The sequence below is a fragment of the Microbacterium sp. LWH12-1.2 genome, from assembly GCF_040675825.1.
Lineage (GTDB): Bacteria > Actinomycetota > Actinomycetes > Actinomycetales > Microbacteriaceae > Microbacterium.
Genome location: NZ_JBEGIJ010000001.1, coordinates 3817800 through 3839886 on the forward strand (window position 1 = coordinate 3817800; position 22087 = coordinate 3839886).

At 67.9% G+C, this 22087-nt stretch carries 21 protein-coding genes; 15 read left to right on the forward strand and 6 right to left on the reverse strand.

The annotated features are described in order from the left end of the window. Window positions 1-39: 39 nt before the first annotated feature. A complete protein-coding gene (locus tag MRBLWH12_RS18160) occupies window positions 40-1320 on the reverse strand; it encodes a cation:proton antiporter (protein WP_363551185.1) in 1281 nt (426 codons plus the stop codon). A 141-nt stretch (window positions 1321-1461) separates the two neighbouring features. Between MRBLWH12_RS18160 and MRBLWH12_RS18165 the strand changes: the two genes are divergently transcribed. The 4 genes from MRBLWH12_RS18165 to MRBLWH12_RS18180 all read left to right on the forward strand — a co-directional run bounded on the left by MRBLWH12_RS18165 (window position 1462) and on the right by MRBLWH12_RS18180 (window position 5003). Further along, window positions 1462-2223 (forward strand): ABC transporter ATP-binding protein, encoded by a 762-nt coding sequence (locus tag MRBLWH12_RS18165; protein ID WP_341975840.1) that lies wholly within the window; start codon window positions 1462-1464, stop codon window positions 2221-2223. Next, window positions 2220-3683 (forward strand): ABC transporter permease, encoded by a 1464-nt coding sequence (locus tag MRBLWH12_RS18170; RefSeq protein WP_363551187.1) that lies wholly within the window; start codon window positions 2220-2222, stop codon window positions 3681-3683. The genes MRBLWH12_RS18165 and MRBLWH12_RS18170 overlap by 4 nt, the downstream gene beginning before the upstream one ends. A gap of 140 nt (window positions 3684-3823) precedes the next feature. Next, window positions 3824-4480: a 2-phosphosulfolactate phosphatase gene (locus MRBLWH12_RS18175; protein WP_363551188.1), complete on the forward strand. Its 657-nt coding sequence runs from the start codon at window positions 3824-3826 to the stop codon at window positions 4478-4480. A gap of 154 nt (window positions 4481-4634) precedes the next feature. After that, the gene (locus tag MRBLWH12_RS18180) at window positions 4635-5003 is read left to right on the forward strand and encodes a DUF3054 domain-containing protein (protein WP_363551190.1); all 369 of its coding nucleotides are present in this window, start codon (window positions 4635-4637) and stop codon (window positions 5001-5003) included. A gap of 11 nt (window positions 5004-5014) precedes the next feature. On the opposite strand, the gene MRBLWH12_RS18185 is transcribed toward MRBLWH12_RS18180, so the two are convergent. The 3 genes from MRBLWH12_RS18185 to MRBLWH12_RS18195 all read right to left on the reverse strand — a co-directional run bounded on the left by MRBLWH12_RS18185 (window position 5015) and on the right by MRBLWH12_RS18195 (window position 7061). Beyond that, a complete protein-coding gene (locus MRBLWH12_RS18185; protein WP_363551191.1) occupies window positions 5015-5503 on the reverse strand; it encodes a SprT-like domain-containing protein in 489 nt (162 codons plus the stop codon). Between the two features lie 46 nt (window positions 5504-5549). Then, window positions 5550-6074: a hypothetical protein gene (locus MRBLWH12_RS18190; RefSeq protein WP_341975835.1), complete on the reverse strand. Its 525-nt coding sequence runs from the start codon at window positions 6072-6074 to the stop codon at window positions 5550-5552. A 120-nt stretch (window positions 6075-6194) separates the two neighbouring features. Further along, window positions 6195-7061, reverse strand: coding sequence for a spermidine synthase (locus MRBLWH12_RS18195; protein ID WP_363551192.1), 867 nt, complete (start codon window positions 7059-7061; stop codon window positions 6195-6197). A gap of 83 nt (window positions 7062-7144) precedes the next feature. Here MRBLWH12_RS18195 and MRBLWH12_RS18200 point away from each other — a divergent pair, with 83 nt between their 5' ends. Then, window positions 7145-7921, forward strand: coding sequence for a family 16 glycosylhydrolase (locus tag MRBLWH12_RS18200; protein WP_363551194.1), 777 nt, complete (start codon window positions 7145-7147; stop codon window positions 7919-7921). A gap of 7 nt (window positions 7922-7928) precedes the next feature. Here MRBLWH12_RS18200 and MRBLWH12_RS18205 read toward each other — a convergent pair whose 3' ends face one another. Next, on the reverse strand, window positions 7929-9179 hold the full coding sequence (locus MRBLWH12_RS18205; protein WP_363551195.1) for an LCP family protein: 1251 nt from the start codon (window positions 9177-9179) through the stop codon (window positions 7929-7931). A 141-nt stretch (window positions 9180-9320) separates the two neighbouring features. Between MRBLWH12_RS18205 and MRBLWH12_RS18210 the strand changes: the two genes are divergently transcribed. The 5 genes from MRBLWH12_RS18210 to MRBLWH12_RS18230 are packed head-to-tail and all read left to right on the forward strand — an operon-like array spanning window position 9321 to window position 14820. Beyond that, window positions 9321-10616, forward strand: a complete 1296-nt coding sequence (locus MRBLWH12_RS18210) for a sugar ABC transporter substrate-binding protein (protein ID WP_363551196.1) — start codon at window positions 9321-9323, stop codon at window positions 10614-10616. Window positions 10617-10629: 13 nt separating this feature from the next. Continuing rightward, window positions 10630-11601, forward strand: coding sequence for a carbohydrate ABC transporter permease (locus MRBLWH12_RS18215; RefSeq protein ID WP_363551198.1), 972 nt, complete (start codon window positions 10630-10632; stop codon window positions 11599-11601). Then, window positions 11598-12431 carry a carbohydrate ABC transporter permease gene (locus MRBLWH12_RS18220; RefSeq protein ID WP_341975829.1) on the forward strand — a complete coding sequence of 278 codons (834 nt, stop codon included), beginning with the start codon at window positions 11598-11600 and terminating at the stop codon, window positions 12429-12431. Before MRBLWH12_RS18215 ends, MRBLWH12_RS18220 begins: the two co-directional genes overlap by 4 nt. Beyond that, complete coding sequence (locus tag MRBLWH12_RS18225) at window positions 12428-13933, forward strand: glycoside hydrolase family 3 N-terminal domain-containing protein (protein WP_363551200.1); 1506 nt, start codon at window positions 12428-12430, stop codon at window positions 13931-13933. Before MRBLWH12_RS18220 ends, MRBLWH12_RS18225 begins: the two co-directional genes overlap by 4 nt. Before the next feature lie 14 nt (window positions 13934-13947). Beyond that, the gene (locus tag MRBLWH12_RS18230) at window positions 13948-14820 is read left to right on the forward strand and encodes a MurR/RpiR family transcriptional regulator (RefSeq protein ID WP_363551202.1); all 873 of its coding nucleotides are present in this window, start codon (window positions 13948-13950) and stop codon (window positions 14818-14820) included. 67 nt (window positions 14821-14887) lie between these two features. Here the strand turns inward: MRBLWH12_RS18230 and MRBLWH12_RS18235 are convergent, their stop codons facing one another. Further along, window positions 14888-15808 (reverse strand): sugar kinase, encoded by a 921-nt coding sequence (locus MRBLWH12_RS18235; RefSeq protein ID WP_363551204.1) that lies wholly within the window; start codon window positions 15806-15808, stop codon window positions 14888-14890. A 171-nt stretch (window positions 15809-15979) separates the two neighbouring features. Between MRBLWH12_RS18235 and MRBLWH12_RS18240 the strand changes: the two genes are divergently transcribed. The 5 genes from MRBLWH12_RS18240 to MRBLWH12_RS18260 all read left to right on the forward strand — a co-directional run bounded on the left by MRBLWH12_RS18240 (window position 15980) and on the right by MRBLWH12_RS18260 (window position 21873). Further along, a complete protein-coding gene (locus MRBLWH12_RS18240; RefSeq protein ID WP_341975824.1) occupies window positions 15980-17656 on the forward strand; it encodes an ABC transporter substrate-binding protein in 1677 nt (558 codons plus the stop codon). Between the two features lie 86 nt (window positions 17657-17742). Next, window positions 17743-18747 carry an ABC transporter permease gene (locus MRBLWH12_RS18245; protein ID WP_341975823.1) on the forward strand — a complete coding sequence of 335 codons (1005 nt, stop codon included), beginning with the start codon at window positions 17743-17745 and terminating at the stop codon, window positions 18745-18747. Between the two features lie 58 nt (window positions 18748-18805). Next, the gene (locus MRBLWH12_RS18250) at window positions 18806-19756 is read left to right on the forward strand and encodes an ABC transporter permease (protein WP_341975822.1); all 951 of its coding nucleotides are present in this window, start codon (window positions 18806-18808) and stop codon (window positions 19754-19756) included. A 20-nt stretch (window positions 19757-19776) separates the two neighbouring features. Further along, entirely contained in the window at window positions 19777-21432 is a 1656-nt protein-coding gene (locus MRBLWH12_RS18255) for an ABC transporter ATP-binding protein (protein ID WP_363551207.1), read from the forward strand. 129 nt (window positions 21433-21561) lie between these two features. Further along, window positions 21562-21873 (forward strand): hypothetical protein, encoded by a 312-nt coding sequence (locus MRBLWH12_RS18260; RefSeq protein WP_363551208.1) that lies wholly within the window; start codon window positions 21562-21564, stop codon window positions 21871-21873. The last annotated feature ends 214 nt before the right edge of the window (window positions 21874-22087 follow it).

The following is a 22087-nucleotide window of genomic DNA, read 5'->3' on the forward strand; positions in this document are numbered from 1 at the left end:
GTGTGTCATCCGCCGCGCTGCGTTGCGAAGAGGGTGGCGTCAGCGGAGGTTCGCGCGTCCCGCCGGACTCATCCGACGCAGGAGCAGCGGCGCGGCGAGTCCGTGCAGGACGATGCTGCCGACGACGGTGACGACCATCACCACCAGTACGAGTTCTCCCTGCTCGTCGGGCAGCGCGTTGTAAGCGAGCAGGCCGAACACGATCGATGCGGTGCCGCGCGGTCCGAGTGCACCGATGAGCAACCGCTCGCGCGGCGCGACGGAACTGCCCATCAGCGACAGATACACCGGGACGATCCGCAGCACGGTCAACGCGAGCAGCGCCAGCAGGACCACGTCCCAGCCCACTCCCGCCGAGAACGCGAGCAGTGCAGCGCCGCCGAGGATGAACCAGACGAAGTTCGCCGCGAGCGTGCCGGTCTCCTCGACGAGGACGAGTTCGTCGTGCGCGACAGCACGTTCCTCCTCGCCACGGGTGCGGGCCATCCGGTAAGCGATGCCGGCGACGAATGCGGCGACGAAGCCGTTGGCCCCGAGGGCGGGGAGGGTCGCGATTCCGTAGGCGATCAGCGGGATCAGCAGCATCACGCCGCGCACACCGGCATCGGAGACCAGATCATGCCGACGGCACAGTCGCACCAGCGTTCCGCAGACGAAGCCCAGGACCACGCCGAGGAGGATGGCGACCAGCGTCGCCGGAACGGCACCGATGATCGCCTCGCCCACCTGATCCGAGCGCTTGTCGATCTCGGCATCGGAGAGGTCCTTCCCGGCATTGCTCACGATCTCGGCCCAGATCGTCGCGAGCGGCAGCATCATCGCGAACAGCGGCGAGACGATTCCGTCGTTGTAGCCGCTCTCGACGTTGAGGATCTGTCGTACGCGGTCGGGAATGTAACGCACCCGCAGAATCTCGGCGGCGGGTGCGAAGTCGGTGGGGAGGATGACGCAGGCGATCACGATCATCAGGAACGGTGCCGTCTCCGGGACCAGCAGCCAGGAGGCCGCCGCCCCGAGCACGAGCGACATCGGCAGTGCGATGAGCACGAGCCGCAGGGTCACTCGGCCCTCGTTGCCGAAGAGGCCGCCCTTGACCTCGATCGCGTCGACGAAGAGCAGCACCGCGAGAATCACCTCGACGATCTTCTCGGTCGGCGGTGCATCGATGGCCGTCGCGAACGCCTCCACATCCCAGATCACGGCGATCGCGCCGAGCACGAGGAGACCGGCGGGACCGGCGACCCCCCACCGCTCGAAGCGATGCGACACCAGCGACCACAGCACGACGGCGGCGAAGCCGATCAGGACGACAGCGGGCACGACAGGATCCTTTCGTCCTCGGGGCGGTCGATGGTTCCCCGCTGCCGAGAATAGCGGCCCGAGAGGATCATCCTTCCGATGTACGCGGATGCTCCGCACGGGCGACGCGTCGGAGCATCCGCTCTCCGTACCGTCGAAAGCATGGAGATCACGACCACCGACCTGGGGCTCGCCGCCCGCGTCCAGCACCTGAAGAAGACCTACGGCACGGGCGAAGGCACCGTGCACGCCCTCGACGGCGTGAGCGTCGGCATCCGCCGCGGCCAGTTCACCGCGATCATGGGCCCGTCCGGCTCCGGCAAATCCACCCTCATGCACATCATGGCGGGCCTGGACAGCCCGACCGAGGGGCGGGCATGGATCGGCGACACCGAGATCACCGGCCTCGGAGACCTCGATCTGACGATCCTGCGCCGCCGTCGCGTCGGCTTCATCTTCCAGGCGTTCAACCTGGTGCCGACCCTCGACGCACTGGGCAACATCATGCTGCCCTTCGAGCTCGACGGACGCCGCCCGAGCGCGATCGAACGGGCCCGCATCGACGGCCTCATCGAGACCCTCGGGCTCGGATCGCGGCTGCGGCACCGCCCGCACCAGCTCTCCGGCGGTCAGCAGCAGCGCGTGGCGATCGCCAGGGCGCTGGCCACCTCGCCGGACCTCGTCTTCGCGGACGAGCCGACCGGCAACCTCGATTCGAAGACCGGGCGCGAGGTGCTGCGGCTCCTCGCGACAGCCAGCCGTGATCACGGCCAGTCGATCGCGATGGTCACGCATGACGCGATCGCCGCCAGCCACGCCGATCGCGTGCTGTTCCTCGGAGACGGCCGGATCGTGGCCGACCACCCGCGTCAGAGCGCCGAGGAGATCTCGGCGTACATGCTCGCCGCCGAGGTGGCGGCATGACCGCGGTCGCCGCAGCCACTGTTCCGGAGCGCGCATCGCGCACCGCCGGGTTCGGCTGGCTCCGCGACCGCGGCATGGGGGCGAGCATCCTCGTCGCTGCACTGTCCGCGGGATTCGGCGTCGTGCTCGTCGATGTCACCGCGTACATCGGCGTCGTCCTCCAGGCCGATCCGTACATCGGCGACAGCGGCACGCTCGCCTTCGTGGTCGCCCTGCTTTCGGTTCTGCTCACCGGGGTCGCGATGTACGTCGCGGCGATCGTCACGGCGAACACGTTCGCGACGATCATCGCCGGACGCACGCGGCAGATCGCGCTCATGCGCCTGATCGGTGCGACCGCGCGCGCGCAGCGCGCCGAGGTCGGCCGGCAGGGATTCATCGTCGGCGTGATCGGCGCAGCCCTGGGTCTGCTCGCCGGCCTCGTGCTGGCCGTCATCGGTGTGCAGATCGGGGCGCAGCTGCTCGACAATGCGCCGAGCGGATTCTCGGTGATCCAGCCCCTGATCGCACTGCCCGCGATCGGCGTCGCCCTCACTACCTGGGCTGCGGCCTGGGCGGGTTCGCGGCGGGTCCTGTCCGTGACGCCGCTGCAGGCGCTCGGCGGTTCGGTCGAGCGTTCTCATGATGACGTCTCCGGTCGAGCGGGTCGGCACGTGGGTGCCTGGGTGCTGCTCATCGCGGGTGCCGCGCTCCTCGCTGCCGGCGTGGTGGTCGGACTCGTCACCCCACTCGGCGTGGTCGTCGCCTTCGTCGGCGGCATTCTCTCGTTCACCGGGCTCGCGCTCGGGGCGGTGCTGTTCATGCCGCCAGTACTGCGCCTGGTCGGGCGGATGCTCGGTTCGAGCGCGACCGCCCGACTCGCCGCCGAGAACGCTCTGCGCTACCCGGAGCGATCCTCGCGGATGGCGATCGGCGTGGTCATGGGCGTGACCCTGGTGACGATGTTCGCTGTCGCGATGGAATCTGCCAAGCAGTTGATGATCAGCCAGGTGGAGGGGGACGTCCCGGCGGAGTTCTTCGCGCCGATGGACGCCTTCGCCGCGATCATGATGGTGCTGGTCGCGATCTCCGCGGTGATCGCCGCCGTCGGCCTGGTCAACCTGCTCACGATCGGTGTCGTGCAGCGTCGGCGGGAGCTGGGATTGCTGCGCTCGATCGGTCTGTCCAACGGGCAGGTGCGCGCGATGGTGCTTCTCGAAGCGACGCACATCACGGTCGCGGCGACGCTCACCGGCCTCGTGCTCGGCGTCGCATACGGATGGATCGCCGCGCAATCGCTGCTCGGATCCGTTCCGACGCCGCCGGATATGAACCCAGCCGGGCTCGTCGCCCCGCAGGTGCCGTGGCTGCCCGTCGTCATCATCGTGCTGGCGACCGCGTTGCTCACCCTGGTGGCCGCGGCGACCCCGACCCGGCTCGCCACGCGGGTCGCGCCGGTGGAGGCGCTCGCCGCGGACTGAGCCGGATCCAGTTCTCGCGGAGGGCCGTCCGAGATCAGGAGCAACGCCCGAGATCAGGAGAGTTTCAGGCAATTCCTCCTGATCTCGGGGCACTCTCCTGATCTCGGGATGCCTGCGCCACCGGCGAATAGGCTGGACGGATGCCTTCGCCGTTCGATCAGTCCACCTATCAGGTCCGTCTCGAGTGGGGCGTCGCAGGTCTCGAACGCCTCGCCACGGCGGATGTCGTCGTGGTCGTCGACGTGCTTCGCTTCTCCTCGACGGTGGTGGATGCCGTGGCATCCGGCACCGAGGTCGTCCTCGCGGACGCTGTGCGCTGGTCGCGGAACGGCGCGGCCGTGGCTTCCGTAGCGTCCGCACCGACGGTTCTCGTCGGCGGTATTCGCAATGCCGCCGCCGTCGCCCGGGCGGTGCAGACCGTGCAGGAGCGGACGGGAGAGCGAACGTCGGTCGCCGTCATCGCCGCGGGCGAGCTGGATGCTGAGGGGCTGATGCGGTTCGCTGTGGAGGATCATCTCGGCGCCGGCGCGATCGTCGCCGCACTGACCGACCTCGGCATCGACCACACCTCACCGGAGGCGGCGGTCGCCGCCGAGGGCTTCCGAGCGCTGTCCGGTGCCCTGCGTCATCTGCTCGGCGCGAGCGGCTCGGGGCGCGAGATCGCCGGTGGTATACCCGCGACGGCGAAGATCGAAGCATCCGGACTCGCGCCGTCGACGGCCGAACAGGCGGCCGCGCTGGACGCGACCGACCTGGTGCCGATGCTGGAGGATGGCCGTTTCGTTCGTTTCAGGTGAACCGCGGCCCCAGATCAGGAGACGCGACCGAGATCAGGAAGATTTCGGCGGAATCCTCCTGATCTCGGGGTGATGTCCTGATCTCGGGCGGCGGGATCGCCGAACCGCCAGCCAGCCCACGCGTGCCCATGCCCCCGCGACGTAGGGTCGACACATGAGGTACGTTCCCGCCCTGATCCTCGACGCCGTACTGGTGCTCATCTTCGCCGTGATCGGCCGTGCGTCGCATTCCGAGGATCCGGCAGGATTCCTCCTCACGGCCTGGCCGTTCCTGGTGGCGCTCCTGGTCGGACACGCGGTCGCCGCGCTCCTTCCGGCGCGGCCGCGGCAGCCGTGGTCGCTCCTCTGGGGCGTGGTCGTCTGGATCGTCACCGTCGCCGGAGGGATGCTGCTCCGCGTCGTCAGCGGAGACACAGCCGAGGTGCCGTTCATCATCGTCGCGACGCTGACCCTCGGCGTCTTCATCGTCGGCTGGCGGGCCGTGACGGCGCTGCTCCGTCGTCGCAGGACCAGCGCGGAGTAGCAGGGGGAACGTCAGCGCGGCATCTGCGCGGCGAGTCGGGTGTCGGAGCTGATCTCGCGCCGAGTCCAATCGAACTGGAAGCGCGCATCGAAGGTACGCGAGCAGCGCGCGCATGAGGTCGGTCTGCTCGGACGACGGTGCCGATAGGTGACGTGGCCCTCGGGGCAGCGGCCGACCCACGGGGCGAGCTCGACCGCGGTCTCACCGTGATGAGTGGTGCCGCCGACGTAGCCGAGTTCGTTGGCGACGCGCTTCCAGGCCGGTCCGTGCGCGGCGGCGTGCCCGGCGAGGGCATGCGCCACTTCATGCAGCAGGACCTGATGGATCTCGTCATCCTCGAAGCGTGCCGCCAGATATCGCGAGACCGTGATCCGGTTGCGGCTGTAGTCGCACTGTCCGGCGCGGCGCTTGGCGTGGTCGAAGCCGAACGACCAGGACTCGTCGAGGTGAACCCTGATCAGCGCCTCGCCCCAGATGCGCACACGGTCAAGATCGGCCATGCGCTCAGGCTAAGCCATACGGCCGACACTCGGGCCGATCGACGGCTCAGCCGACGAGTTGAGCGGGCCGTCGACGTTCGGCGGCCTCGATCGCGAGCAGCGCCGTCTCCAGTTCGCTGTCGTCGGCACCGGACTCCCGCCGGAGGAACAGCGAACGTTTGAAGCTCTCTCGAGCCTCTTCGTAGTCGCCGGCGTCATAGGCGTTCTTGCCGTGGTGCTGGTGTGCGAAGGCGGCGATCGACAGCCAGCGCTGTCCCTCGGCCTCGGCGGCGCAGGTGGCGAGTTCCTGTTCCGCAGCGGCGTGCGCGCCGCGGTATTGCAGGATCGTCGCGTGGAGAACCCTCGCGCGCAGCACGTCCTTGCGGGTGCCCGCCATGCGTGCCTGACGCACGGCCTCGTCGGCCAGCGTCAGCGACTCATCCAACCGGCCCAGTACCTTCAGCAGCCAGACCCGTTCCAGAAGGGCCGGGAGGCTCCGCTGCGCCTCGATCTCCGAGAGTCGCGCAGCGCAGGCGTCGAGGTCGACCAGCTCACGCAGCGTCTCCTGGTGGTATCCCTGGATCAAACTCATGTCACTCCCTCCGTGTGCGTCCCCGTTCCAGTCTGCCTGTCTATCCGGGCAGGCCAGGGGCGGCACGCCTGGAAGCCGCGGACCCGTCATGGATCTCGGCGATCAGGGCTGAAGAAGGGCTCAGCGCAGGAACAGTGAGGCGTCGGGTCGAGGGGATGCCACCGCATCCGCGTCCGTGACGATGCGCGCGCCCTGCACGAAAGCCTTCACCTCGGCGCCCTGCGCGAGCTTGGCCGGATGGGGGCCGGCGGCGAGGATTCGCGGCAGCCACTCGGTGGGCAGTGCAGTGGCGGATGCCGCCACGACGAGGTTCCCGAATCGGCGCCCCTTGAGCACCTGCGTGTCGGCGAGGATCCCTATCTCGGGCAGCACGTCGGCGATCGTCGCCACCTGCTTGCGGGCGAACGCGAGCCCTGGTCCGTCGGCGACGTTGACGAGCAGCACGCCGCCGGGGGCGAGCAGCGTCGAGAGCTCGCGGTAGAACTCGATACTGGTCAGGTGGGCCGGGGTCTGCGCTCCGGAATAGACGTCGGAGACCACGAGGTCGCAGCTGCCCGCCAGCGCCGGCGGCAGGCGACGCACGCCCTCTCGGGCGTCGCCGATCCGGATGCGGATCGAGGCCCCCTTCGGCAACGGCAGATGCTCGCGGACGAGTTGGGCCAGCGGCGCCTCCAGCTCGATGACCTGCTGGCGCGAGCCCGGTCGCGTCGCATCGATGTATCGCGGGATCGTCAGCGCGCCCGCGCCCAGATGCACCGCCGTGAGCGCGGAACCCGGTGAAGTGAGCTGATCGATGACGGCGCCCATCCGCACGATGTACTCGAAGTGCAGATGCGTCGGATCATCGAGGTCGACGTGCGACTGCGGGGTTCCGTCGACGATGAGCTCGAAGCCGCTGGTGAACTCGGACGGAATGATGCGGGCGATGCCGCCGTGGTCGAGACGGGCTTCGGGATGCTCGGTGTCCTTCGATCGCATCCTGCCCATGAGACGAGACTACGCGCTGCCTGCGTCGAGATGCGGGGCCTGTGCCGCGTCCGGTGTCCGTGACGGCCGGTACGGTTGCCAGCGTGATCGAAGCCCTCCCCGATGCCCCGACCCGTCGCCCTGACGTCGAGGACGATTTCGTCGACGGTCCCCGCTCCGACCTGTGGGTCGCGCACTACCTGCCGCACTGGAGCACTCCGGACCGCTCTGCTGCGAGGTTCGAGACAGCAGGCGACGGACTGCGTCTGCGGATCGATGCCGATCAGCTGGACTGGCGCCCGGAGGACGCTCCTCTGCGGGTGTCGAACCTGCAGACCGGCGTGCATTCCGGATCACTCGGCTCATCGGACGGAACGCACCGTCACCGCCCGGACGGGCTGGCGGTCCGTACGGTCACACCTACGCAGCTGCTGTGGGCGCCGAGCTCGGGCCGCGTCGACATCACGGTGAGCGCCAGCCGCGATGGCGGATGCATGCTCGCCGCCTGGCTGGTGGGCACCGAGCACGAGCGGGCGGATGCCGCCGGCGAGATCTGCGTGTTCGAGATCGACGCCGAAGCGATCGGCTCGCACCGCAGCGTGGCACGGTCCGGCGTGAAGGCGCACTCCGACCCGCGCCTCGACACCGACATGGCCGAGGTTCCGCTTCCCTTCGACGCGTCCCGATCCCACACCTGGACGGTGATCTGGGGTGGCGATGAGACCGTGATCGGCTGCGAAGGCGTCGTGGTCCGCCGCGTCCCGCAGGCGCCGGACTACCCGTTGTTCCTGCTCATCGACCTCTTCGAAGTGGCGGCACCGGCCGGCTCGTATCCGAAGACGGCGTCGGTGCACCGCGTGCGCGGCTGGAACGGGGTCTGACCTGAGGTCACCGCTGGTTGCCGACCGAGCACGTCTCCTGCTCGAGGGATTGCCCGGAGATCTCGGGCGGCAGGGTAGCCCGAACCGCAGGTGCATCCGTCGAGGTCGGTGCAGGTTCAGCGGGCGCCGTCGGTGGCACCAGCTCGACGCCTTCGTGCGTCGCGACGTCGCCGGTGAGCTGCAGCGGCTGCCCTGCCTTCACCGCGGCCCAGAGCTCGTCTGCCGCCTCCCAGTTCGGAGCGACTTTGATGCCGGGATTGTCGGGGTCATCGACGTTCGGGTACTGCACGAACACGAAGTCGCTGAACGGCACATCGTTCAACGCGAGACCGAGCTCGGCGAGCCGCAGCGGATTCTGCAGCTCCTCGCTGGGGACGATGTTGTCGGCGATCGCATTCGCCAGGCGCAGCACCTTCGGCACATCGGTCAGGGTCTCGGCGCTCAGCACCTTCTTCGCCAGCCGTGACATGTACTGCTGCTGATTCGAGATGCGCGCGAGGTCGCTCTCGTCGCCGACGCCGTGCCGCGTGCGGATGAACGCCAAGGCGTCCGGCCCGGAGATCGTGTGGGTGCCCGGCGGGAGGTCGATGCCGGCCTGCTCGTCTCGAATGCCGTCGCCGGCGATGCAGACCTCGACACCGCCGATCGCCTCGGTGACCGCCATCACACCGTCGAACCCGATCTTCGCGGCGAACTCGATCGGGATGTCGGCGAGATCGCTGACCGCCTTGACCACGCAGGAGATGCCGGCATGATCGAACACGGAGTTCAACGGCGCCTTTGACATGCCTGATGCCTCGGAACCGTTTACGCGCGTGCAGTCCGGCACCGGGACCATGAGGTCACGGGGGAATGAGACGACCGTCACGTTCCTCGGCGCCGCCGAGACGTGCACGAGGAGATTCACGTCGTTCCGGCTGCCCCCATCGGCCTCCGCGCAGCGGGCGCCGAGCAGTGCGGTGGCGCGTTCGCCGCACTCGTCGGTCCCGATGACGAGGATGCTGAACGCCTTGTCGCTCGGGTAGGCGCCGAGCGACGGCGGCGCGACATCCGGAGCATCTTCCAGAGCCACCGCACCGTCCCCGACCCGCCCCAGGATGTCGGTGACGACGAACGCCGAGACGGCGACGGCCGAGACGAGGATCACGCCGAGTGAGATGCCGAGAAGCTTGAGGACGGCGGACAGCGGACCCGGTGACGGGTGGTGCGCATGACGTGCCAGCGTTGCGCGGTCATCGCCGTTTCCCCTACGAGGCATGCCGCGAGCCTACGACGGAAGTTCTTGTCACAGTCCGGCCACATTCTGAGAAAAACTTGCAGGCAATTAGTTAGTCGTGAATACTTATCCCCAGGGTGCGCACCCGATGCCGCCCAGGACGTTTCAAAGAGGAGATCCCTGATGCACAAGCGCATACTTCCGGCCCTGGCGCTCGGCGCCGTTGTCAGCCTCGGCCTCGCGGCCTGCGCTGGCGGGACCGCGCCTGCCGACGGCGGCGGCACCGACGGCGAGGGCAAGGAGCTCACCGTCTGGATCATGAAGGGCACCAACCCCGACTCGACCGCCTTCTACGACGCGGTGTCCGCGGCATTCGAAGAGAAGACCGGAGCGAAGGTCACCATCGAAGAGGTGCAGTGGGCAGATGCCCATGACCGTTTCGTGACGGCGATCGCCGGTGGCACCACGCCCGATGTCGCCGAGACCGGCACCACCTGGACGGCTGAGTTCGCCGATGCCGGTGCGCTCGAGGCGATCGGTGAGTACGTCGACGGTGAGAAGGGGCTCCGCGATGATCTGGTCGAGGGTCTCGAGGTCGCCGGGACCTACGACGGCGAGCTCTACGGCATGCCGTGGTACGCGGGGGTCCGCTCGATCGTCTACCGCACCGACGTGTTCGAGGAGCTCGGGCTCAAGGCTCCGGAGAGCTGGGACGACATCATCGCGGCCGGCGAGGTCATCAAGGCGGCGAAGCCCGAGATGCTCCCGTTCCCCGTTCCGGGTGACGCGGAGTTCGACGTGTACCCCTGGGTCTGGGGTGCCGGCGGCGAGATCGCAACGCTCAAGGGCGACACCTGGACGAGTGAGCTCGACAGCAAGGAGTCGCAGGCGGGCATCGAGTTCTACACCGATCTCGCGCTGAAGCACGGCTTCTCCTCCGCCGGTGCGACCACCTGGAAGGAGACGGATCTGCGCGACGCCTTCACCCAGGGCAACGTCGCCATGATGCTCTCCGGATCGTGGACGCCGAAGGCGCTGGTCGAGGCGAACCCGGAGCTCGAGGGCAAGCTGGGCGCCGCTGTCATCCCCGGCGAAGACGAGGGCATCTCGCCGTCGGTCCTCGGCGGATCGCACCTCTCGATCTTCAACACCACGGAGAACGCCGATCTCGCCTGGGAGTTCGTCAACCTGATGACGACCGGTGAGTTCGCGGAGCAGTGGGCGGCCGAGACCGGATACTTCCCGGGCGTCCAGTCCGCGATGGAAGAGGCGCTGGCCTCGACCGACCCGCTCGTCGCTCCGTTCGCGAAGCAGATGGTCGAGGGCGGAGCATCCGTCCCGGTCACACCGAACTTCGGTGCCGTGCAGGCGAAGAAGACCACCAACGCGATGATCCAGGCGATTCTCAGCGGGCAGAAGGACGTCGCGACCGCGACGAAGGATGCCGCCGCTGAGATGACCGAACTGCTCAACCAGTAGTAGGTACCCGACGATGTCGATGGTGCAGACACAGCTGCCGGCCGTGGAAGCGGAGTCATCCGTTTCCACGGCCGGCGGCCGCGCCCGCCGCGGGTTCCCCTTGGCGAAGGCCCGTCCCTGGCTCCTGCTCGCACCCGGATTGGTCATCCTCGCGGTGCTCATGCTCTGGCCGCTCGTGCAGGTGGTCCTGTATTCGCTGCAGGACTACGGGTTGCGCGAGATCAACACCGGCGAGAACAACTGGATCGGCCTCGGCAACTACATCGAGGCGCTCACCGACTCGACGCTGTGGAGCGTCGTCCTCCCGAACACCGTCGGATTCGCGGCCGTCGCGGTCTTCGTGACGGTCACGGTCGGAACCCTCGTCGCCCTGCTCCTCGCCCGACTCGGCATCGTGTGGCGCACCATCGTCTCGAGTTGCATCATGGTCGCGTGGGCGATGCCCGCCGTGACCGGCACCTACGTCTGGACCTTCATCTTCGATGCCGACCGGGGCATCTTCAACTCCGTTCTGCAGGATCTCGGTCTCATCGACGGATCGGTGAACTGGTTCACGAACCAGTGGTCCTTCTACGCGATCGTGCTGCTCAACGTCGTCCATCACGGGTTCCCGTTCGTGGCGATCACGGTGCTCGCCGGCCTCCTCGGCGTCTCGAAGGAGATGCTCGAAGCGGCGGCTCTCGACGGCGCCGGCGCCTGGCGGCGCTTCTGGAAGATCATCTTCCCCACGCTGAAGCCGGTGTTCTCGGTCGTCATCATCCTGTCGACCATCTGGGACTTCAAGGTCTTCGCGCAGGTGTACTTGATGCCGGGCGGCGCCGGCTCCAACCGGACCGTGCTCAATCTCGGCGTCTGGTCCTACGTCGAGTCGTTCGGCCAGAACCGTTACGGCTTCGGCGCTGCGCTCGCCGTGCTGCTGACCCTCGTGCTGATCGTGATCACCATCGTGTACATCCGCTCCCTGATGAAGGAGGACGAACTGTGAGCACCCGACGTCCACTCCTGTCGCGGATCGGAATCGGTGTCGCCATCGCGGCCGTCCTGATCTTCACGCTCTTCCCGGTGTACTGGATGGTCGCCAGCGCTTTCGACAAGAAGGCGTCGAGCGGCGGACAGACGTTCCTGCCTCAGGAGTTCACCTTCGACAACTTCGCGTTCGTGCTCACCGAGGGCGGGTTCGGCACCTTCCTGCGCAACTCCGCCATCGTCGCGCTCGCCACTGTCCTCGTCAGCGCGCTCGTCTGCCTGCTCGCGGCGGTGGCCGTCGCCCGGTTCCGGTTCAAGCTGCGCACCACGGTGCTGATGCTGATCCTCATCGTGCAGATGGTTCCGCTGGAGGCACTCGTCATCCCGCTGTTCCTGCAGGTGAAGAGCCTCGGACTGCTCAACAGCATCCTCGGACTGATCATCGTGTACATCGCACTCTCGCTCGCCTTCGGGATCTGGATGCTGCGCGGATTCGTGCAGGCGGTTCCGGTCGAACTTGAGGAAGCCGCGTACATCGACGGCGCGAGCTGGTGGCGGATGTTCCGTTCGATCCTGCTGCCGCTCGTGATGCCGGGGCTCGTCGCGACGAGCGTTTTCAGCTTCATCACGGCGTGGAACGAGTTCATCTTCGCAATGACGATGCTGGGCGGCGCAGCGGATCAGTACACTGTGGCGATCGGTCTGAAGTCGTTCTTCGGACTGCACTCCAACGACTGGGGCAGCATCATGGCGGCATCCACCATCATCACGATTCCGGTGATGATCTTCTTCGTCATCGTTCAGCGCCGCCTGTCCAGCGGCATGGTCGCCGGCGCGGTGAAGGGATGAGCGACGATCTCGCCCGCCTCGCCAACGGCGTGCTCTGGCCGGGCTTCCTCGGAACGGAGGCGCCGCCGTGGCTGCTCTCCGAGCTCCGCGACGGGCTCGCCGGCGTCGTCTACTTCGGACAGAACATCAGTGATGGCCTGTCCGCGCTGAGCGCGTCGATCCAGGAGGCGAATCCGGATGCTCTGATCGGCATCGACGAGGAGGGCGGCAGCGTCACCCGGCTCGAGTCCGCGACCGGCTCGACGCTCCCCGGAGCCGCGCAGCTCGGCGCACTCGACGACCTCATCGCCACCGAGGCGACCGGGGCGGAACTCGCCCGACGTGTGCGCGCCATCGGCGGCAACGTCATCCTCGGGCCCGTCGCCGATGTCAACACCGACCCGCGCAATCCGGTCATCGGCGTGCGCTCCTTCGGTTCCGACGAGCACCTCGTCTCGCGCCACGTCGTGGCTCAGGTCGACGGCATCCAGGACGGTGCGGTCGCCGCGTGCGTCAAGCATTTCCCCGGCCACGGCGACACCCACCTCGATTCCCACCATGCGCTGCCGGAGATCGCCCTCGACATCGACGAGTTCGAACGGGTGCACCTCGAGCCGTTCCGCGCGGCGGTGGACGCCGGCGTCGATGCCGTCATGACCGCGCACATCATCGTCCCCGCATGGGGCGAGGCGCCGGCGACTCTCAACCCCCGTGTGCTCGGGATGCTCCGGGAGTGGGGCTTCCAGGGCGTCATCATCACCGATGCGCTGGACATGGCTGCCATTCGCGAGACCGTGGGGATCGGCGGCGGAGCGGCACAGGCGCTCGCCGCGGGCGCCGACCTGCTCTGCATCGGCAATCCGACGAACCCCGGTGCGGCCGCGCTGCCCGACCAGGATCGCCGTGACTTCCTCGCCGCCCGGGACGGAATCGTCGCCGCGCTCCGCGACGGCTCGCTCTCGCGGGAGCGGGTCGAAGAGGCTGCCGCGCGAGTGGCTGCGCTCGCGTCCCTGCGCCGTGCCGCTGCATCCGAACTCTCCGCCGAGCCGATCGACTTCGATGCCGCGGCCGTCGTCGACCGCGCGATCGCCGTCACCGGTGGGACGTTGGTCGGAGCATCCGCCCTTGCCGTCGTGGACGCGCGGCAGCGTTCCTCGCTGGCCGTCGACAGTGCCGCAGGCTTCGTGTCCGAGGCGCTCGCCGCCGGAGACTTCCTGGTGCGGCTCGACGTCGCGAGCAGCAGCGCGGACGCGCAGCAGAGTGCGCTCGCCGACGCGGTCGCCGCCAACGGCAGGACAGTGGTGCTCGTCGATCGTCCCGATGCGGATGCCGGCCAGCGGGCGCTCGTCGAGCGGGCTGCCGTCCTCGATCCCGCCGCGGCCGTCGTCAACGTGGGGCTCGCGGCCAGGCACCCCCTGCCGTTGCCGACCGTCGAGGTCGGCGCCGCGAGCCGCCTCGGCGCCGAAGTCGCCCGCGAGAGACTGCTCGGCAGGGCGGCAGAACAGCTCATCGAGGCCGGCTGACGACGATGGGCGCCGTGGACGCTGACGTTCTCGCGCTGATCCGCCGTTCGGTCCCCCGGCTGAGTGCCGCCGAGGGGCGGGTCGCCGAAACGATCCTCGGTGACCCGACCCTCGTCGTCGACCTCGCCATCAACGACCTCGCCAAGCTCTGCAGGACCTCGCTGTCGACGGTCGCCCGTTTCGCGCAGTCGCTGGGCTTCAGCGGCTATCGCGAGCTGCGGGTCGCCGTCGCTCGCGCTGTCACCCTTGCCCAGGCGCAGCAGGCGCGCTTCAGCCTCGACAACACCGCGATCGATCAGGACGACGAGCCTTCGGTGGTCGCGGCGAAGATCGCGGCGCAGGAGATCGACGCGATCGAGAAGACCGCGCTCGGCCTCGACGGACCGACGCTCGATCGTGTTGCTCGTGCCGTCGTCGCCGCACGTCATATCGACATCCTCGGCCAGGCCGCATCGTCACTCACCGCGCAGGATCTGCAGCAGAAGCTCGTGCGCATCGGGTGTTCGGCTTCGCATTCGCCGGATCCGCACCTGGCGTTGACCACGGCATCACTGCGCACGAAGGACGATGTCGTGATCGCCGTCTCTCACGGCGGCGAGACGGCCGAGACGGTGCGTGCTTTCGAGGTTGCGCGTGATGCGGGGGCTCTCGCGGTCGCGATCACAAGCGTGAACGACTCGACGCTGGCCCTCGCGGCCGACGTCGTGCTGCTGACGCATGCCAGCGAGTCGCCCTTCCGGATGGCGGCGATGTCGAGTCGGATCGCGCAGCTGGCCCTGGTCGACATCCTTTTCGTGCGCGTCGTGCAGCACCGCGGCGAACCCGTCGCCATCCCTTTGCAGCTCACCCGCGATGCCGCGCTCGGCCGCCCTGTACCCGGTCGTTGAGCGAGGGAGCGCCAGCGACCGAGACGAAGCGCGCCCATCCGGCGAATCACACGGAGCGAATACCCCGTCAGTCGACGTGGTCGCGGGTGCTCGCGAGCGCCCTGGTGGCGATCCGGTGAGCGCGCGCGAGGCTCCCGGAGAGCGACAGCCCGGTGAGGACCCCGGCGAGGAAACCGGCGGCGAAGGCGTCGCCGGCACCGACGGTCTCGACCACATTCGCTTCGAGCGCGTCGCTCTGGACGCGCTCCGCGCCGTCGAAAGCGGTCGCCCCGGTCGGGCAGGTGACGACGAGATAGCGCGGTTCGGGGAACAGGTCGCGCAGGCGCTGCGGATCGGCCGTGCCGAAAACGGCTTCGGCGTCTGGCCGGGTGCAGAACACGGCGTCGGCACGGCCGGCGTAGTCGGCCAGCAGCGCCTTGGCTTCGTCTTCTCGGCCTCGCCAGAGCGCCGGGCGCCAGTTCACGTCGAAGCTGAGCAGGCGGCCAGCCGGGCGATCCGCGAAAAGCGCATCCTGAGCGGCCTTCGCGCCAGGAGACAGCGCCGGAGTGATCCCGGAGGTGTGCACCAGCGCCGCCTCGCTCAGCAGAGTGGATGCCGGTGGCCTGGCGAGTGTCGACGGTGACATCGCGGCGGCCGCCGACCCGGAGCGGTAGTAATGCATCCGGCTCTCCACCGCGCCGACGGGGAGCGGAGTGAGCTCCTTCACGTACAGCCCGGTGGGTGCGTCCGGATCGATCTCGACGCCGGAGTCGTCGACGCCGTGGCGGCGCAGTTCCCCAGTGAGGAACCGGCCGAAGCCGTCATCGCCGACCCGGGAGACGACAGCGGTGCGAATTCCGGCCGAGGCCAGGGCGATGGCGGCGTTCCATTCGGCTCCGGCGAGCGAGCGGTGGAAGGTCCGGCATTCCTCGAGCGGCGCTGCGACGGCGGGGACCAGTGCGACCAGACCTTCGCCGACGCAGACGGCGAGGGGAGCGGAGTCGAGCACGTTGTGGACACTATCGGATCGTCGGGGAGCCGAAGCAGCCGATACCGGATTGCAACCTGTTTGTACTTGGTAACTGGAACGCGGCTGGGTAGCGTCAAAGGATCACCGTGCCGGATGCGACGACGCATCGGGCACGCGCATCGAAGCGCCCACATAGGGAAGGTCACCACCATGCACCACACACCCATGCGCCGGCGAGGGCTCCTCGCCGTCAGCGGCGCGGCACTCGCCGCGCTCGTCCTGGCTGGTTGCGTCGCCAGCGATCGCGGAGACGGCGGCTCGGAGACGGCGAAGGACGTCGACAGCACGTTCGTCTTCGCAGCATCCTCCGACCCGGCCAGCCTCGACCCCGCCTTCGCTCAGGACGGCGAGACCTTCCGCGTCTCCCGCCAGATGTTCGAAGGCCTCGTCGGCACCGAGCCGGGAACCGCAGACCCGGCACCGCTGCTCGCAGAGAAGTGGGAGTCGGCTGAGGACGGCATGTCCCACACCTTCACGCTGAAGGAGGACGTGACCTTCCACGACGGCACGCCGTTCAACGCGGAGGCCGTCTGCTTCAACTTCGACCGCTGGTTCAACTGGACCGGTCTCGCCGCGAGCGAGGCACTGGGCTACTACTACAACAAGCTGTTCCACGGCTACGCCTCGGACCCGGCCAACGCGGTCTACAAGTCCTGCACGCCGGACGGCGACAACAAGGTGACGATCGAGCTCAACAAGCCGTTCGCCGGGTTCATCCCCTCCCTCTCGCTGCCCGCGTTCGGGATGCAGAGCCCTTCCGCGCTTCAGGAGTTCGCCGCAGATGAGGTCGGCGGAACCGCCGAGGCTCCTGTGCTCTCCGAGTACGCCACTGCGCACCCGGTCGGCACCGGCCCGTTCCAGTTCGAAGAGTGGGCTCCGGGCGAGCAGGTCTCGCTCAAGGCCTTCCCCGACTACTGGGGCGACAAGGGACAGATCGAGCAGATCATCTTCCGCACGATCGATGACCCGACCGCTCGCCGTCAGGCGCTCGAAGCCGGCGACATCGACGGCTACGACCTGGTCGGCCCTGCCGACAGCAAGGCCCTCGAGGACGACGGCTTCCACATGGAGTCGCGTCCGCCGTTCACGGTCCTCTACCTCGCGTTCAACCAGGTCGTTCCGGAGCTGCAGGACATCCGTGTTCGCCAGGCGCTCTCGTACGCCGTCGACAAGGATGCCCTGATCAAGCAGGTGCTCCCTGATGGCACGGAGAAGGCGACGCAGTTCGTTCCGCCGGTCGTCAACGGCTACAACGAAGGCGTCACCACCTACGAGTACGACCCGGAGAAGGCGAAGGCTCTGCTCGAGGAAGCGGGCTTCACGGCAGACAACCCGCTGACGCTGACCTTCAACTACCCGGTCAACGTCTCGCGCCCGTACATGCCGGACCCCGAGCAGATCTACACGGTGCTCGCATCGCAGCTGGCTGAGGTCGGCGTGAAGGTGAACCCGGTCACGGATGCCTGGAACCCGGACTACCTCGAGAAGATCACCGCTGGTTCCGACCACGGCATCCACCTCCTCGGCTGGACCGGCGACTACAACGACACCGACAACTTCGTCGGCGTGTTCTTCGGTCAGAAGTCCGCGGAGTGGGGCTTCGACAACCCGGAGCTCTTCCAGAAGCTCACTGAGGCGCGGGGAGTCTCGAGCCTCGAAGAGCAGACGCCGCTCTACGAGGAGATCAACGAGGATGTCGCGCAGTTCATCCCCGGTGTCCCGATCGCGCACCCGGCTCCGACGCTCGCGTTCGACTCGCGTGTGAAGAGCTACCCGGCCAGCCCGGTGAACGACGAGGTCTTCACGGACATCGTCCTCACGAAGTAAGCCTGACCGACTGAGTAGTCGGATCCCGGTCCCCGCCCACGGCGAGGACCGGGATCCGGCAACCCACCCGATCGACGGAGATCTCCGTGCTGCGCACTATCGGCAGGCGACTGCTGCTTCTCATTCCCACGCTCATCGGTTTGAGCATCCTTCTGTTCGCCTGGGTCCGCGCGCTCCCCGGCGGCCCGGCCATCGCCCTCCTCGGCGAGAAGGCGACCCCCGAGGCCATCGAGCGCGTCAACGAGCTCTACGGCTTCAATCGACCGCTCCTCGAGCAGTACTTCATCTGGATGGGGCGACTCCTCCAGGGTGACTTCGGCTCATCGATCGTCACGTCCCGCCCCGTCGTCGAAGAGTTCTTCCGGCGGTTCCCCGCGACTCTCGAGCTGAGCGTGATGGCGCTGATCTTCGCGATCGGCGTCGGTATTCCGCTCGGCTACTGGGCAGCCCGTCGCCACGGGAAGCTCACGGATCACGCCTCGGTGGTTCTGAGCCTGATCGGAATCACCATTCCGGTGTTCTTCCTGGCCTTCATCCTGAAGTACATCTTCGCGGTGGAGCTGGGCTGGCTACCGTCCGACGGCAGGCAGGACGCGCGGATCGACGCCACGCATCCGACCGGCTTCTACGTCTGGGACGGCATCATCACCGGCGAATTCGACGCGTCATGGGATGCGATCGTGCATCTCATCCTGCCGGCGCTCGCACTCGGCACGATCCCGCTCGCGATCATCGTGCGCATCACCAGAGCGAGCGTGCTCGAGGTGCAGAACGCCGACTACGTCCGCACCGGTCGCGCGAAGGGCGTCGCCGGCTCGACGCTGCGCAACCGATTCATCCTGCGCAACGCGATGCTCCCGGTGATCACGACGATCGGTCTGCAGACCGGACTGCTGATCTCGGGCGCGGTGCTCACCGAGACGGTGTTCGCTTTCCCCGGTATCGGGTCGTTCCTCGCCAGAGCGATCTTCGCCAGGGACTTCCCCGTCCTCCAGGGGTTCATCATCTTCATCGCGATCGCCTACGCGCTGATCAATCTCGCCGTCGACGTCTCATACAGCTTCATCGATCCGAGAGTGAGGGTGCAGTGATGCTCCTTCCGACAGCTCCGAAAACCGCTCGCACGACCGCTCGAAAGGAGTCCGCCTCATGAGCGTCGCACTCCCTCCCGCACAGGGCGGCGGGGTCATCGACACGGTGGCCATCGCCCAGGCCGGCCTCAACGAAGGGCCCGGCGGTTTCTGGCGAGACGTCTTCCGACGGCTCCGCCGCAACCCCACCGCATGGGTCGGCGCCGCGATCGTGCTGCTGTTCCTGCTGGTCGCAGGCTTGGCGCCCCTGTTGGCGCCCTACCCGGAGACGGCGCTGCCCGGTGCGAAATTCATCACGCCGACGCACATCCCAGGGCCGGGCGAGCTCGCCCAGTTCCCGCTGGGACTCGATCGCTTCGGCGGCGACGTGCTCTCCAAGCTCATCTGGGGCGCGCAGGCGTCGCTCCTGGTGGGAGTCATCTCCACGGCGCTCGGCCTCGCCGGCGGCATGCTGCTCGGCCTCCTCGCCGGTACTTTCGGCGGCTGGGTCGACACGCTCATCATGCGCTTCGTTGACATCATCCTCTCGGTGCCGAACCTGCTGCTCGCGGTGTCCATCGCCGCGATCCTCGGGCAGACGCCGTTCGCGGTGATGATCGCGATCGGTGCGTCGAACGTGCCGATCTTCGCGCGTCTGCTGCGCGCGTCGATGCTCCAGCAGCGCTCAGCCGACTACGTGCTCTCGGCCCAGACGCTCGGTCTCGGGCGCGGCCAGATCACGATGTCGCACGTGCTGCCGAACGCGATCGGACCGGTGATCGTGCAGGGAACACTGACTCTCGCGACCGCGGTCATCGACGCCGCGGCGCTGTCGTTCCTCGGCCTCGGCGGCGGTCGCCCCGAGACGGCGGAGTGGGGGCGGATGCTGACCTACGCGCAGTCGGAACTGGCGATCGCGCCGCAGCTGGCGTTCCTTCCCGGTATCTGCATCGCGATCACGGCGCTCGGCTTCACGTTGTTCGGTGAGGCGTTGCGCGAGGCCATGGACCCGAGGACGAGGGCGCGATGAGCGCCTCGAAGGAGAATCAGATGTCAGGCGCTCCGCTGCTTTCCGTGGAAGGCCTCGCGGTGGACTTCTCGACCATGGACGGGGTCGTCCACGCGGTCGAGGCCGTCGACCTGGAGATCGCCGCCGGTGAGACCGTCGCGATCGTGGGGGAGTCCGGTTCCGGCAAATCCACCACGGCGATGGCGATCATCGGCCTGCTGGCCGGTGGCGGACGGGTCGCTGCGGGCAGCATCCGCCTCGATGGACGCGAGATCGCGCACGCCTCCGAGCATGAGCTGCGAATGATCCGCGGCCGCGACATCGGTCTCGTGCCGCAGGATCCGATGTCGAACCTCAACCCGGTGGCGAAGATCGGCACCCAGGTCGCCGAGACTCTGCTCGCGCACGGGCTGGCGAACCGCCAGAACGTGCAGGAGAAGGTCGTCGAGGCGCTCACCGCCGCCGGCCTGCCCAATCCGGAAGCGCGGGCCAAGCAGTACCCGCACGAGTTCTCCGGCGGCATGCGTCAGCGCGCGCTGATCGCGATCGGACTCGCCTGCAAGCCGCGGTTGCTAATCGCGGACGAGCCGACGAGCGCCCTCGACGTCACCGTGCAGCAGACGATCCTCGATCAGATCGGCGCGATGACGCGCGAGCTGGGCACGGCCGTGCTGCTCATCACGCACGACCTCGGTCTCGCCGCAGAGCGTGCAGAGCGGGTCATCGTCATGCACCGCGGCAAGGTCGTCGAGCAGGGGCCGGCACGGCAGATCCTGGAGGCTCCGCAGCATCCATACACCCAGTCGCTCGTCGCCGCGGCTCCGTCCGTCGCCGCTGCGCGCCTGCGTCCGGAGGCGTTCCGGGTCGAGGAGCGCGCGGAGGCCGAGGCGACCGACGAGGCGAAACCCGTCGACAACATCGTCGAGATCGAGAACCTGACGAAGGTGTATCCGGTGCGCGGTCGCCACGAGGACTTCGTCGCCGTCAACGACGTGTCGCTCTCGATCCCGCGCGGCGAGACGGTCGCGATCGTCGGGGAGTCGGGGTCGGGGAAGACCACCACCGCGCGGATGCTGCTGAAGCTCATCGAGCCGACCAGTGGCCTGATCCGATACGAGGGCCAGGACATCTCGTCGCTGAGCAAGGCGGAGGCCAAGAACTTCCGGCAGAAGGTGCAGCCGATCTTCCAGGACCCCTACTCGAGCCTGAACCCGATGTTCACCATCGAGCGGCTGATCGGGGAACCCCTGGACTTCTACAAGCGAGGAAGCAGCGCCGATCGCCGCAAGCGTGTGCGGCAGCTCCTCGACGACGTCGCCCTGCCCCAGTCGATGCTTCGTCGCTACCCCTCCGAGCTGTCGGGCGGTCAGCGCCAGCGCGTCGCGATCGCGAGGGCGCTGGCGCTGTCGCCGGAACTGATCGTGTGCGACGAGCCGGTCTCTGCGCTGGACGTGCTCGTGCAGGATCAGGTGCTCAAGCTCCTGCGCGACCTGCAGTCGGAGTACGGATTGTCGTACCTGTTCATCTCGCACGACCTCGCGGTGGTGCGACTGATCAGTGACTATGTGTGCGTGATGAAGGACGGCGCACTCGTCGAGGCGGCATCCTCCGAGGAGATCTTCACGAACCCGCGCGATCCGTACACGCGCCGCCTCCTGGCATCCATCCCCGGCAACGAACTGAACATCGCGTCCTGACCGTTTCCCCCGCGCGCAGAGGTCTTGTGCGTCGCGGGGGAGAGGACTAGCTTCACTCTCGTGCGACATCGTCGCGCCCGAGTCGCCGTGGGCGACGACCCGGTGTTTCCTCTGGGGTTAGGGAAGACCATGAAGAAGATGATGTGGGGGTGCGCGCTCGCGCTGGGCCTGGTGCTCGGCAGCGGCGGCACCGCGATGGCCGGCGAGTACAACGGACAGGGCGGTGACGTCCGCGGCGGCGACGGAGCGCACTCCGCCTGCCACTACTCAGGGCGCGATCTGCCCGATGGTGTTGAGGGCAATCCGTTCCCGTTCCTCGACGATGACGCGGTCACCGGCGGGGAGGTCCAGTCCTACGGGATGTACGTGCGTGCAGACATGAAGGGAGCGGTGCCGAGCCCGGGCGAAGCGTGCCGCGGCAACATCCCGCACGAGGAGTAGCAGTCGAAGAAGGTGGATGCGGATGCTTTTACCGCAGCATCCGTAATTGGTCAAGGATTGAACTTGCCATGTCGTGGATTCGTACGTATAGTTGGTAGTTGCGCTCGTTTCTCCCTGCCCTCATATGGTGGTCGGCAGAAGTTGAGCATTCGGGCGCGCAACCCCACCTGACGACAAAGGAATCAGAAGCCCTGCGGGGCTCACGGAGGTTATT

Excerpts from the sequence above, each read along its gene's own strand:
- MRBLWH12_RS18165 (WP_341975840.1), top strand. The coding sequence starts at position 1,462 with ATGGAGATCACGACCACCGACCTGGGGCTCGCCGCCCGCGTCCAGCAC.
- MRBLWH12_RS18170 (WP_363551187.1), top strand. The coding sequence starts at position 2,220 with ATGACCGCGGTCGCCGCAGCCACTGTTCCGGAGCGCGCATCGCGCACC.
- MRBLWH12_RS18175 (WP_363551188.1), top strand. The coding sequence starts at position 3,824 with ATGCCTTCGCCGTTCGATCAGTCCACCTATCAGGTCCGTCTCGAGTGG.
- MRBLWH12_RS18180 (WP_363551190.1), top strand. The coding sequence starts at position 4,635 with ATGAGGTACGTTCCCGCCCTGATCCTCGACGCCGTACTGGTGCTCATC.
- MRBLWH12_RS18185 (WP_363551191.1), bottom strand. The coding sequence starts at position 5,503 with ATGGCCGATCTTGACCGTGTGCGCATCTGGGGCGAGGCGCTGATCAGG.
- MRBLWH12_RS18190 (WP_341975835.1), bottom strand. The coding sequence starts at position 6,074 with ATGAGTTTGATCCAGGGATACCACCAGGAGACGCTGCGTGAGCTGGTC.
- MRBLWH12_RS18195 (WP_363551192.1), bottom strand. The coding sequence starts at position 7,061 with ATGGGCAGGATGCGATCGAAGGACACCGAGCATCCCGAAGCCCGTCTC.
- MRBLWH12_RS18205 (WP_363551195.1), bottom strand. The coding sequence starts at position 9,179 with ATGCCTCGTAGGGGAAACGGCGATGACCGCGCAACGCTGGCACGTCAT.
- MRBLWH12_RS18210 (WP_363551196.1), top strand. The coding sequence starts at position 9,321 with ATGCACAAGCGCATACTTCCGGCCCTGGCGCTCGGCGCCGTTGTCAGC.
- MRBLWH12_RS18215 (WP_363551198.1), top strand. The coding sequence starts at position 10,630 with ATGTCGATGGTGCAGACACAGCTGCCGGCCGTGGAAGCGGAGTCATCC.
- MRBLWH12_RS18225 (WP_363551200.1), top strand. The coding sequence starts at position 12,428 with ATGAGCGACGATCTCGCCCGCCTCGCCAACGGCGTGCTCTGGCCGGGC.
- MRBLWH12_RS18240 (WP_341975824.1), top strand. The coding sequence starts at position 15,980 with ATGCACCACACACCCATGCGCCGGCGAGGGCTCCTCGCCGTCAGCGGC.
- MRBLWH12_RS18250 (WP_341975822.1), top strand. The coding sequence starts at position 18,806 with ATGAGCGTCGCACTCCCTCCCGCACAGGGCGGCGGGGTCATCGACACG.
- MRBLWH12_RS18255 (WP_363551207.1), top strand. The coding sequence starts at position 19,777 with ATGTCAGGCGCTCCGCTGCTTTCCGTGGAAGGCCTCGCGGTGGACTTC.
- MRBLWH12_RS18260 (WP_363551208.1), top strand. The coding sequence starts at position 21,562 with ATGAAGAAGATGATGTGGGGGTGCGCGCTCGCGCTGGGCCTGGTGCTC.